The following is a 12,489-nucleotide window of genomic DNA, read 5'->3' as shown; positions in this document are numbered from 1 at the left end:
GCTGGGCCTGCTCGCGTCGTCGCCCCTGCTGACCATCATGCTGGTCGTGGCGTTGGGCGCCGCGTTCGGCATGATTCCCTTCGGGCCCCTCAAGCTCGGCGCCGCGGGGGCCTTGTTCGTCGGCCTCGCCGTGGGCGCGCTTGACCCCGCGCTCGGCGACGGACTGGCCCTGATCTCCACACTCGGGCTCGCCCTGTTCGTCTACACCGTGGGCATCGCGGCGGGGGAGACCTTCTTCTCAGACCTCCGGCGCCAACTCCCGCTGATGATCCTCGCGGTGGCGGCCATTGCCGCCGTGACGGCCCTAGCCTCGATGATCGGCTCCTGGCTGGGCCTCGGCACCGGCATGGTGGCCGGGCTCATCGCGGGCGCGCTCACCTCGACTCCGGCACTCGCCGCCGCCACCGCAGCCACCGGCAGCCCCGACGCCGCCGTCGGCTACGCCCTCGGCTACCCGGTGGGCGTGATCCTGGCCATCGTCGTGGTGGCGCTCGTGGTGGGACGGAAGTGGCCCGGCCGGAACGACCCGGCGCCCGCCTCGGCCGACGCCATCGTGGCCGAGTCCGTGCACGTCAAGAGGCCCACCTCCCAGCGGGGCGTGCCCGGCTGGGCGGACGAGAGCATCAAGATGAGCTACCTCGTCCGCGACGCCCGCACCCGGGTCCTGGCCCCCGGTGAGGACCTGCAGGCCGGGGACGAGGTGCTCGTGGTGGGCGCACCGGCCGCCGTTGAGGAGGCGATCGCCTACCTCGGGCACCGGCTGTCCCGGGAGCTGACCGACGACCGCGCCTTCGTGGACTTCACGCGGTTCGTGGTGTCCTCGCCGTCGGTGGCGGGGCGTACCGTGGCGCAGCTCAACCTCCCGGGGCGCTTCGGGGCGGTGATCACCCGGGTGCGCCGCGGCGACTCGGATCTCCTCGCCCGTGACGACCTCGTCCTGCAGCTCGGCGACCGGGTCCTGGCGGTGGCACCCCAGGAGGAGTTGGACGACCTGTCGACGTTCCTGGGGGACTCCGAGCGACGAGTCGCAGAGGTGGATGCCCTCGCGCTCGGCCTGGGGCTGGTGGCCGGCCTGCTGATCGGCACGATCGCGGTCCCCATGCCCGGAGAGGCCGTGTTCTCCCTCGGCTCCGCAGCCGGACCTCTCCTGGTGGGCATGGTGCTGGGCGCCACCCACCGCACCGGCCCGCTGATCTGGGCCATGCCGCTCACCGTCAACCTCACCATCCGGCAACTGGGCCTGCTGCTGTTCCTCGCCAGCGTCGGCCTGGCCTCGGGGCCGCTGTTCGCCGACCAGGCGCTCACCGCCACCGGGCTCCGGGCCGGGCTCCTGGCGGCCATCATCGTCGCGTTCTCCGCCGTCGTCTTCCTCGCGGGCGCCAGGTTCCTGGGGCTCAGCGCCCCTCGCGCCGCCGGGGGCTTCGCGGGTTACATCGGCCAGCCGGCCATCCTGTCGTTCGCCACCTCACGGGTCAGCGACGGGCGTCTCGACGCGGGCTACGCCGCCCTGTTCGCGTTGGGGATCATCGCCAAGATCGTCGCCGTGCAGGTGCTGGGGGCGGTGGCGTGACCCACCGGCCGCGCCACAGGGCCGGCGCGGCCAGGGGCGAGTATGGTGGGGTCCCGTCGCCCGCTGACGGATGGAGGAGATGACAGATGGCCGATACCTTCGTTCACCTCCACAACCACTCCGAGTTCTCCATGCTCGACGGCGCCGCCCGCGTCAAGGACATGTTCAAGCAGGCCGAGAAGCTCGGCATGACGGCGCTGGCCATCACGGACCACGGCAACCTGTTCGGCGCCTACGAGTTCTACAAGGCTTCGAAGGAATTCGCCGTCAAGCCCATCATCGGGCTCGAGGCCTACCTCACTCCCCGCACCCACCGCTCCGAGCGCAAGCGGGTCCAGTTCGGAGACGGGACCGGCGACGACGTGGCCTCCAAGGGCGCCTACACCCACATGACGATGTGGGCCTCCAACCAGGAAGGCATGCACAACCTCTTCCGGCTCAGCACACGCAGCTCGCTGGAGGGGTTCTTCTACAAGCCGCGCGCGGACCGGGAACTGCTCAACCTGTACGGGAAGGGCCTCATCGCCACCACCGGCTGCCCCTCAGGGGAGGTGCAGACGTTCCTGCGGCTCGGCCAGTACGACAACGCGCTCGCCACCGCCGCCGAGTTCCGCGACATCTTCGGCGAGGGCAACTTCTTCGTCGAGCTGATGGATCACGGGCTGGAGATCGAGACCCGGGTCCGGCACGACCTGCTCAGGCTCGCCAAGGACCTGCGGCTGCCGCTGGTGGCCACCAACGACTCGCACTACGTCCACGCCGACGACGCCGACGCCCACGACACGCTGCTGTGCGTCTCCGCGGGCTCCCGCAAGGCGCAGACGGACAGGTTCAAGTTCGACGGCAACGGCTACTACATGAAGTCGCCCGCGGAGATGCGCGCCCTCTTCCACGAACTGCCCGAGGCTTGCGACAACACGCTGGCCATCGCCGAACGCATCGAGACCACCTTCGACGAGGGCTCCGGCACCTACATGCCGAAGTTCCCCTGCCCCGAGGGGGAGACCGAGGACACCTGGTTCCTCAAGGAGGTCCAGCGCGGGCTCGCCGCGCGCTATCCCGGGGGAGTGTCCGCCGAGGTCGCGGACCGGGCGCACTTCGAGATGGGCATCATCACGCAGATGGGCTTCACCGGCTACTTCCTGGTGGTGGCGGACTTCATCAACTGGGCGAAGAAGAACGGGGTCCGTGTCGGCCCCGGCCGAGGCTCGGGCGCAGGCTCCATGGTGGCCTACGCGATGCGCATCACAGACCTGGACCCCATCGAGCACGGTCTTCTGTTCGAGCGCTTCCTCAACCCCGAGCGCGTCTCCATGCCGGACTTCGACATCGACTTCGACGACCGCCGCCGCGGCGAGGTGATCGCCTACGTCACCGAGAAGTACGGCTCGGACAAGGTGGCGCAGATCGTCACCTACGGCTCCATCAAGGCCAAGGCCGCCGTCAAGGACGCCGCGCGCGTGCTGGACATGCCCTTCGCCATCGGCGAGCAGATCACCAAGGCCATGCCCGCCGACGTGATGGGCAAGGGGGTCCCGCTGGCGGACCTGTTCAACGAGAACCACAAGCGCTACAACGAGGGCAGCGAGTTCCGCGAGCTGTACCAGGGCTCCCCGGACGTGCGCACCGTCGTGGACACAGCCATGGGGCTGGAGGGGCTGAAACGCCAGTGGGGCGTGCACGCCGCCGGTGTCATCATGTCCGCCTCCCCGCTGATCGACATCATCCCGCTCATGAAGCGGGAGGCCGACGGGGCCATCATCACCCAGTTCGACTACCCCGGCTGCGAGTCCCTCGGGCTGATCAAGATGGACTTCCTGGGCCTGCGCAACCTCACGGTGCTCGACGACGCGGTGCGCAACGTCAAGCTCAACAAGGGCATCGACGTGGACCTCGACACCCTCACCCTCGACGACCCGGCCACCTACGCGCTGCTCCAGGCCGGAGACACGCTGGGGGTGTTCCAGCTCGACGGCGGACCCATGCGGGCCCTGCTGCGCCAGATGCAGCCGGACTGCTTCGAGGACATCTCCGCCGTGGGCGCCCTGTACCGACCCGGCCCCATGGGCGCCGACTCGCACAACAAGTACGCGCGTCGCAAGACCGGCCGCGAGCCGGTGGAGCCCATCCATCCGGAGCTCGCCGAGGCGCTGGAGCCCATCCTGGGGGAGACCTACGGCCTGATCGTGTATCAGGAGCAGGTGATGGCCATCGCCCAGCAGCTGGCCGGATACTCGCTCGGCAGCGCGGACATGCTGCGCCGCGCCATGGGCAAGAAGAAGAAGTCCGAACTGGACGCCCAGTACGAGATCTTCTCCGGCGGGATGCAGGAGCGGGGCTACTCGCAGGACGCGGTCCGCACCGTGTGGGACATCCTGCTGCCGTTCTCGGACTACGCGTTCAACAAGGCACACTCCGCCGCCTACGGCCTGGTCTCCTACTGGACGGCGTGGCTGAAGGCCAACCACCCCGTCGAGTACATGGCCGCCCTGCTGCAGTCCGTCCGCGACGACAAGGACAAGTCCGGCCTCTACCTCGCCGAGTGCCGCCGGATGGGCATCCAGGTCCTGCCGCCGGACGTCAACTCCTCCGAGTCCGCGTTCACCCCCGTGGGTGACCACATCCGGTTCGGCCTCGGCGCGGTCCGCAACGTGGGCGACAAGGTTGTCAGCGCCTGGATCGTCGAGCGCCAGCGGAAGGGCCCGGCCACGGACTTCCACGACTTCCTGGACAAGTCCCCGCTGCTGATGTGCAACAAGCGCACCATCGAGTCGCTGATCAAGGCGGGGGCCTTCGACGAACTCGGCCACGCTCGGCGCGCGCTGATGGGCATCTTCGAGACCGCCGTCGACTCCATCATCGACGTCAAGCGCAACGCCGAGAACGGCCAGGACGGCTTCGACTTCGGACTGAGCCTCCCCGACGACTCATCCGGCCCCGCCCTGCACGCCCAGGTGCCGCAGGTCGACGAATGGGACCGTCGCACCAGGCTCGCCTTCGAGCGGGAGATGCTGGGCCTCTACGTCTCGGACCACCCCCTCAACGGCCTCGAACACGTGCTGCAGGCCAACAGTGACCGCCCCATCGCGTCAGCGGCCGCAGGCGAGGGCTTCCGCGGGCAGACCAAGCTGTGCGGCCTCATCACCTCGGTGAACCGTCGGGTGAACAAGGCCGGCAACATCTGGGCGCAGGTGGTGCTGGAGGATCTGACCAGCTCCATCGAGGTGACGGTCTTCCCCCGCGTCTACGACCAGGTGGCCGCCCACCTCGCGCCGGACACGATTGTCGCGGTGGAGGGCACGGTGGAATCCGGCGAGGACCGCGGCCGGATGCGCGCCCAGCACCTCGTCTCGCCCCACGTCAGCGCGGAGGGCAACGTCGGGCCGCTGGCCCTGACGCTCCCGGCCGTGCGCTGCACCCCCGGCGTGGTGGCCCGGATCAAGGAGATCCTCGCCCAGTACCCGGGGGCCGCGGAGGTGCACCTGCAGCTGCGCACCGGAGACCAGGTCAAAACCTTCAGGTTGGGCGACGGTTTCCGGGTGGAGCTCACCTCGGCGCTGTTCGCGGACCTGAAGGCGGTCCTCGGGCCCAGCTGCGTCGGCGTCGGAAGGCAGGACTGATGGCCGAGGATGTGCTGGTCATCTCCCGCCGGGGCAGGTTGTCGGAGCTGTGGGACAGCACCGCCTGGCGCGTCGCGGCCTACCTCGCCGCGGCGGTGGCGCTGGGCGTGATCGCAGGCCTGCTGTGGTCCTCGCTGTCCCCGCTGCCCGCCTTCACCATCAACAACGACATGACGGCCTCGATCAACGAGCGCAGCCAGACGGCGATGGTGGCTGCGGACGTCACGTTCACGGTGCTCACCGGCGTTGTCGGGCTTGTCCTGGGGGCCGTCGGCTGGGTGATTCTGCACCCCAAGGGCTGGGTGGTGATCGCTGTCCCGCTGATCGCGGCGCTGGCGGCAGCCCTCACGGCGTGGCAGACAGGGCTGCTCGTGGGCGAATCCGGTTTCGTTGACCGGCTCGCCGCCGCCCAGGCCGGCGACGTGGTACGCGTGGACCTGGCGTTGCGGTCGATGTCGGCGCTGCTGGTGGCGCCCTTCGCGGCTATCACGCCCATCATGCTGATGGCCGCCTTCTGGCCGGAGCCCCGCGTGGACCGGCCCACGGAGGAGCCCGTCGGCACGGTCTAGACTTGGGCAGCGTGCTGCGAGTTCTTGACCTGACCGGCGTCAACGACGCCTACCGTGACCACCTTCCGCGTGGCCAATTCGACGTGGAGGCCGCGGTCTCCGTCGTGGCTCCCATCGTCGAGGCCGTGGCCCATCGCGGTGAGGACGCGCTGCGCGAGTTCTCCCAGCGCTTCGACGGGGTGGACCCCACCCACCTCAGGGTGCCGGCGGAGGCGCTGGCCAGGGCGGCCGAGGAGCTGGACCCGGAGCTGGCCGCCGCGTTCGCCGAGGCCATCCGGCGCCGCCGCCACGTGGCCGAGGCGCTGGAACTCGACGGCAACCCGGCCCCTGCGCTGCTGGCCGCGGGCGCCCGGGTGGGGTTGCGCAACATCCCCGTCGATCGGGTGGGGCTCTACGTGCCCGGAGGTCTCGCGCCCCTGTCCTCCAGCGTCATCATGAACGTGGTGCCGGCCCAGGTGGCGGGCGTCGCGTCGATCGCGGTTGCCTCCCCGCCGCAGAAGGACTTCGGCGGCCTCCCGCACCCCAACATCCTCGCCCTGTGTCACATCCTCGGCGTGGAGGAGGTCTACGCCGTGGGCGGGGCGCAGGCCATCGCCATGTTCGCGCACGGCGTCGCGGGGCTCTGCGAGCCCGTCTCCCTCATCACCGGCCCCGGCAACATCTACGTGGTGGCCGCCAAGCGCCTGGTGCGCGGGCTGGTGGGCATCGACTCCGAGGCCGGCCCCACCGAGATCGCCATCATCGCCGACCACACCGCCACCCCGGCGTTCGTGGCCGCGGACCTCATCTCGCAGGCTGAGCACGACCCCATCGCGGCGTCGGTCCTCATCACGGACTCGGCGGAGCTTGCGCAGCGGGTGCAGGAGGAGCTGGCGGTGCAGGTGGCCGCCACCAGGCACGTGGAGCGGGTCCGCACCGCTCTCGGCGGCCAGCAGTCGGCGGTCGTGATGGTCCGCGACATCGATCAGGCCGTCGCCGTGGCGGACGCCTACGCCGCCGAGCACCTCGAGATCCAGACCGAGAACGCGGAGGCCGTGGCCAACAGGATCCGCAACGCGGGCGCGATCTTCGTCGGCGACTACGCGCCGGTGTCGCTGGGCGACTACTCGGCCGGCTCCACCCACGTGCTGCCGACTGCGGGCTGCGCCTGCCACTCGTCGGGGCTGACCGTGCGGTCGTTCATCAAGACGGTCCACGTCATCGGCTATACGGCCGAGGCGCTGCTGGCGATCGCCGACGGGGTTGAGCGCTTCGCGCTGGCCGAGGACCTGCCCGGGCACGCCAACGCCATCACCGTGCGGAGGCCGCAGTGATCACGCTGGAGGATCTGCCATTGCGGGCGGACCTGGTGGGCCAGGAGCCTTACGGTGCCCCGCAGCTGGACGTCCCCGTGGTGCTCAACGTCAACGAGAACCCGTACCCGCCCTCCCCGCTGATCCGCCACGAGATGGCCGCGGCCATCGTCACCGCGGCCGGCACCCTCAACCGGTACCCGGACCGTGAGGCGCTCGCGCTGCGCGAGGATCTCGCGGCCTACCTCGGGCACGGGCTGACGGCGGAGCGGATCTGGGCCGCCAACGGGTCCAACGAGATCATGGCGCACCTGCTCACCGCCTTCGGCGGACCGGGGCGCCGCGTGCTGGCGTTCACCCCCACCTACTCGATGTACCCCGAGTACGCCCGCAACACCTGCACCGAGTACGTCACCGTGCCCCGGCACCCGGACTTCACGCTCACCGCGGACCTCGTCCTCGACGCTGTCCGCGAGACGGAGCCCACCGTCGTGATCATCGCCACCCCCAACAACCCCACCGGCACCGTGGTGCCGGTGGAGGTGATCGACGAGATCTGCTCGGGCACCGAGGCCATCGTGGTGATCGACGAGGCCTACCAGGAGTTCTCGGCCAAGCCGTCGGCGCTGGAGCTGCTGGACAGGCATCCCCGGATGGTGGTGTCGCGGACCATGTCGAAGGCCTTCGCCCTGGCCGGCGGGCGCGTGGGGTACCTGGCTGCGGCGTCGGCCATCGTCGACGCGTGCCGGATCGTCCGGCTGCCCTACCACCTGAGCGCGCAGACGCAGGCGGTGGCCAGGGTGGCGCTGGCCCACGCAGACGAGCTACTGGCCCAGGTGCGTCAGCTGGCCGCGGAGGCCCGCGGCTTCGAGGCCTGGGCGAGGGGCCGCGGCTACGCGGTGATCGACTCCGAGGCCAACTTCACCCTCGTCGGGCGGTTCGCGGACCGGCACCGGGTCTGGCAGGACCTGCTGGACCGTGGCATCCTGATCCGCGAGACCGGACCCGCCGGCTTCCTACGCGTCTCGGCGGGCACGCCGACCGAGATGGCCACCCTCCGCGACGCGCTGGAGGACCTGAATCCACCCATCGAAGGGACCACGCTGTGACCCGCACCGCCACCGTCGAACGCTCCACCAGCGAATCGAGGATCACGGTCACCGTGGACCTGGACGGCACAGGAGCCTCCAGCATCAGCACCGGCGTGGGGTTCTACGACCACATGTTGACCGCCCTGTCCAAGCACTCCCTCATCGACCTCACCGTCGAGGCCACGGGAGACCTGCACATCGACGGGCACCACACCATCGAGGACACCGCCATCTGCCTCGGCCAGGCGCTGAAGCAGGCGCTGGGGGACAAGTCCGGCATCCGTCGCTTCGGGCACGCCGTGGTGCCCCTCGACGAGGCGGTGGCGGACTGCGTCGTCGACGTGGCCGGCCGCCCGTACGTGGTGTGCTCCGGAGAGCCGGACGGACAGGTGTACGCACAGATCGGCGGCTCGGGAGTGCCCTACGCCGGCTCCATGACCTACCACGTGGTGGAGGCGCTGGCCCTCAACGCAGGCCTCTGCGTCCACCTGCGGCTGCTGTCCGGCCGTGACCCCCACCACATCGTCGAGGCCCAGTTCAAGGCCCTGGCCCGCGCCCTGCGCGACGCCGTGGAGCTGGACCCTCGGGTCCAGGGCATTCCCAGCACCAAGGGCGCGCTCTGAGCCGCCGGGTGGGTCTGCTCGACTACGGCTCGGGCAACCTGCATTCGGCCGCCCGCGCGTTCGCCAACGCGGGCGCGGACCTCGTCGTGACCTCGGACCTGGCAGAGCTGCGCCGCCAGGACGCGCTCGTCGTGCCCGGTGTGGGCGCCTTCGCGGCCTGCATGGCGGGGCTGCGGGCCGCCGGGGGCGTCGAGCTCATCTCCGGGTGGGTGGAGGCCGGACGGCCACTGTTCGGCATCTGCGTGGGTCACCAGGTCCTGTTCGACGGCGGCACCGAGCACGGGGTCGACACGCCAGGGCTTGGGCTGTTCCACGGACGGGTCGTGGAACTGGACGCCCACCGGCTGCCGCACATGGGCTGGAACACCGTGACCCCGCCGGAGGGCAGCGTGCTCTTCGACGGGTTGGCGGCGGAGCGCTTCTACTTCGTGCACAGCTACGCGGCGATCGCACCGCCCCCGGACGCGCTGGTGACGCTCTCCCGCCACGAGGACGCCACGTTCGTGGCCGCCGTCGAGCAGGGGCCGGTGAGCTCCACCCAGTTCCATCCTGAGAAGTCCGGGGCCGCCGGTGCGCGGCTCATCGCGAACTGGCTCGGGTCCTGGTAGCCCCGTTTCAGCTAGGGTTGGGCGTCGTGGAGAAGTTGCAGCTGTTGCCAGCCGTCGACGTGCAGGACGGCCAGGCCGTCCAGCTCGTGCAGGGGATCGCGGGGTCACAGAAGGAGTTCGGCGACCCCCTCGCCGCTGCCCTCAGATGGCAGCACGGGGGAGCCGAATGGCTGCACCTCGTGGACCTGGACGCCGCCTTCGGCCGCGGCAGCAACGCTGAGCTGCTGCGCTCCATCGTCGGCAGCCTCGAGATGAACGTCGAGCTGTCCGGCGGGATCCGCGACGACGAGTCCCTTGAGCGGGCGCTGTCCACCGGCGCCAGGCGGGTCAACATCGGCACCGCTGCCCTGGAGAACCCCCAATGGTGCGAGCGGATCATCGGCCAGTACGGGGACCGGGTCGCCATCGGCCTCGACGTGCGCGGCGAGAACCTCGCCGCCCGCGGCTGGACCACAGAGGGGGGCCCCTGGCCCGAGACTCTGGACCGGCTCGTCGCCGCCGGATGTGAGCGGTTCGTCGTCACCGACGTCAACTCCGACGGCATGCTCACCGGCCCCAACATCGAACTGCTCACCGCCGTCGCGCAGCGCAGCGGCCAGAAGGTGATCGCCTCCGGCGGGATCGCCACGCTGGAGAACCTCCGGGCTCTGCGCGGCCTCGTGGACCGCGGGATCGAGGGCGCCATCATCGGCACGGCCCTCTACCTCGGCCGGTTCACCATCGAGGAGGCACTCGCCGTGGCCGAAGGAGACCTCTGATGCCCAAGCCACCCGCGAGTACGTTCGGCGAGGTCAACTCGGCCCGCGTGCACGTCCCGCCGCTGCTGAACGGCCGGATCGCGGACCTGCTCGCCGGCAAGAAGATCGTGATGACCGGCGTCACCGGGTTCATCGGCGAGCAGCTCCTGTGGAAGGTGCTCACCGAATGCCCGGACACCACCACCGCCGTCCTGGTGCGCCGGAAAGGCTCGGTCACGGCCGAGCAGCGCGTCGTCGGCCTCCTGGGCAAGAAGATCTTCAAGCCCATCGTCGAGGCTGCCGGCGGCGTCGAGAAGCTGATGGCAGAGCGGGTCTCCGTCATCGAGGGTGACCTGCCCAACGTGCCGGACCTCCCGCGCGACCTCGACGTGCTCCTGCACTGCGCGGGCGACGTGTCCTTCGATCCGCCCATCGACCAGGCCTTCATGACCAACGTCATCGGCACCAAGGCCCTCCTGACGAAGCTGCGCGAGGCCTGCTCGGACGAAGACGGCACGCTGGTCAAGGTGCCCCACTACGTGCACGTCTCGACCGCCTACACCGCGGGTCGTCGGCGCGGCGCCATCCCCGAGGCAGCGCACGTCCACGACGTGGACTACGAGGCTGAGACTGTCGCGGCGATGGCGATGAAGGAGCACATCGAGGCCCGCTCCCGCGAGGCGGGGCAGCTGACGAAGCTCCGCAGGGAGGCCGAGGCGCTCCACGCGAAGGCCGGCTACCTGACCACCTCCCGCGACACCGAGCGGCGCCGCCAGGAGTGGGTCAAGACCGAGCTGGTCCAGGCCGGCACCGAGCGAGCCCGTTCCCTGGGCTGGACCGACGTCTACACCTTCGCCAAGGCGCTGGGGGAGCGGGTGGTGGCGGACCTGGGGCAGGATTTCCGGATCTCCATCTACCGTCCCGCCATCGTTGAGTCCTCCCTGAAGCACCCCTATCCGGGCTGGATCGAGGGGTTCAAGATGGCGGAGCCGTTGATCCTGGCCTACGGCCGGGGTCAGCTGCCTGAGTTCCCGGCCTCCCCGGATGCGGTCATCGACATCATCCCCTGCGATTTCATCGTCAACGGCATCGTCGCGGTTTGCGCCACCACCCCAGAGGTGGGCCGGCCGGAGTACTACCACGGCAGCTCCGGGGCCAGGAACCCGCTCACCTTCCGCGGGGTCTACGAGCACGTCCGCAGCTACTTCGAGGCTCACCCCTACACGTTCGGCCAGGGCTCGACGCCGCTGGCCACCTGGACCTTCCCCGGCGCCGAACCCATCGAGAAGTTCATGTGGGTCGCGGGCAAGGGCGTGACGGCGGCCAACAAGCTGCTCAGCTTCGCGCCGCGCGGAAAGTCAACCCGGGCCTGGGCCACCCAGCTGGACAAGTCCGCCAAGCAGCTGGACTTCCTCAGCAAGTACCTCACCCTGTACGGCGAGTACCTGCAGTCCGAGCTGCACTTCGTCGACGACGCCGCCCTTGCGCTGCACAACTCCCTGCACCCTCAGGACTTGGACATCTTCGGGTTCGACTCGGCCTCCTACACCTGGACGCACTACATGGAGGAGGTGCACATCCCGGCCATCACGGACCCTGTGCGCCGACTCGAGGCGGCCCGGAAGCGCCGGCAGGCCCGATCGGCCACCTTCAGGGAGCTGAAGCCGGCGGAGCCGGGCACCGTGGTGGCGGCCTTCGACCTGGACGGCACCGTCATGGCCACCAACGTCGTCGAGACCTATCTGTGGGCGCGCCTGCCCGAGCTCTCCCCGATGAGACGGGCGCTGGAGGTGGCCCGGGTCACCGCCCAGCTGCCCGTCTACCTGGGCGCTGAGCGACGTGACCGGGGCGTTTTCCTGCGTTCCATCTACCGCCGCTACGCCGGGGCGGACCTGGCGGCGCTGGAGCAGTTCGTCGACGAGAAGCTGGCGCCCCTCATCCTGGACCGGATGTCCCCGGACGCCATCCGGCGCATCCGCGAGCACCGCGACGCCGGCCACACGACCATCCTGATGACCGGCGTGATCCGGCCCCTCACCCGCCCGTTCGAGGGCCTGTTCGACACCATCGTGGCGGCCGAACTGGCCACTGACGAGAACGGCCGCTGCACCGGGTTCCTCAGCGGACCGCCCATGGTGGGCGAGTCCCGCTCGGCCTGGCTCACGCACTACGCGTCGCTGCACGACATCGATCTCACGCAGTGCTACGGATACGCAGACAGCCACGTGGACCTCCCCATGCTCACCACCGTGGGCAACCCGGTGGCGGTCAGCCCCGATATCGGCCTCATGCGAGCGGCAAAGGCCAAGGGCTGGTCCATCGTCGAGTGGCCTGCCATGTCTCCGCTGCCCCGCTGGAGGATGTCGTGAACGGAAAGGA

9 protein-coding genes are annotated in these 12,489 nt (G+C 70.0%); all 9 read left to right on the top strand.

The features are described 5' to 3' along the window. Positions 1-37: 37 nt before the first annotated feature. The 9 genes from ACX1D1_RS10095 (at position 38) to ACX1D1_RS10055 (ending at position 12,479) form a co-directional block, all read left to right on the top strand. Complete coding sequence (locus tag ACX1D1_RS10095) at positions 38-1,570, top strand: aspartate:alanine exchanger family transporter (RefSeq protein ID WP_459056577.1); 1,533 nt, start codon at positions 38-40, stop codon at positions 1,568-1,570. A gap of 86 nt (positions 1,571-1,656) precedes the next feature. Then, a complete protein-coding gene (dnaE, locus tag ACX1D1_RS10090) occupies positions 1,657-5,190 on the top strand; it encodes a DNA polymerase III subunit alpha (RefSeq protein ID WP_459054470.1) in 3,534 nt (1,177 codons plus the stop codon). Then, on the top strand, positions 5,190-5,759 hold the full coding sequence (locus ACX1D1_RS10085; protein ID WP_182782667.1) for a hypothetical protein: 570 nt from the start codon (positions 5,190-5,192) through the stop codon (positions 5,757-5,759). The genes dnaE and ACX1D1_RS10085 overlap by 1 nt, the downstream gene beginning before the upstream one ends. Positions 5,760-5,770: 11 nt before the next feature. Then, positions 5,771-7,072 (top strand): histidinol dehydrogenase, encoded by a 1,302-nt coding sequence (hisD, locus tag ACX1D1_RS10080; protein ID WP_459054469.1) that lies wholly within the window; start codon positions 5,771-5,773, stop codon positions 7,070-7,072. Next, positions 7,069-8,160: a histidinol-phosphate transaminase gene (locus tag ACX1D1_RS10075; RefSeq protein WP_459054468.1), complete on the top strand. Its 1,092-nt coding sequence runs from the start codon at positions 7,069-7,071 to the stop codon at positions 8,158-8,160. Before hisD ends, ACX1D1_RS10075 begins: the two co-directional genes overlap by 4 nt. Beyond that, entirely contained in the window at positions 8,157-8,765 is a 609-nt protein-coding gene (gene hisB / locus ACX1D1_RS10070; protein WP_182782670.1) for an imidazoleglycerol-phosphate dehydratase HisB, read from the top strand. Before ACX1D1_RS10075 ends, hisB begins: the two co-directional genes overlap by 4 nt. Positions 8,766-8,773: 8 nt before the next feature. Continuing rightward, on the top strand, positions 8,774-9,373 hold the full coding sequence (hisH, locus tag ACX1D1_RS10065; RefSeq protein ID WP_459054467.1) for an imidazole glycerol phosphate synthase subunit HisH: 600 nt from the start codon (positions 8,774-8,776) through the stop codon (positions 9,371-9,373). Positions 9,374-9,399: 26 nt separating this feature from the next. Beyond that, the gene (gene priA, locus ACX1D1_RS10060) at positions 9,400-10,131 is read left to right on the top strand and encodes a bifunctional 1-(5-phosphoribosyl)-5-((5-phosphoribosylamino)methylideneamino)imidazole-4-carboxamide isomerase/phosphoribosylanthranilate isomerase PriA (RefSeq protein ID WP_182782672.1); all 732 of its coding nucleotides are present in this window, start codon (positions 9,400-9,402) and stop codon (positions 10,129-10,131) included. Beyond that, positions 10,131-12,479 (top strand): HAD-IB family hydrolase, encoded by a 2,349-nt coding sequence (locus ACX1D1_RS10055; RefSeq protein ID WP_182782673.1) that lies wholly within the window; start codon positions 10,131-10,133, stop codon positions 12,477-12,479. Before priA ends, ACX1D1_RS10055 begins: the two co-directional genes overlap by 1 nt. Positions 12,480-12,489: the final 10 nt, after the last annotated feature.

Source organism: Tessaracoccus luoxuelianae (assembly GCF_054483915.1).
The sequence above is the reverse complement of the archived record's forward strand: the minus strand, read 5'-3'. Positions and strand labels throughout refer to the sequence as shown.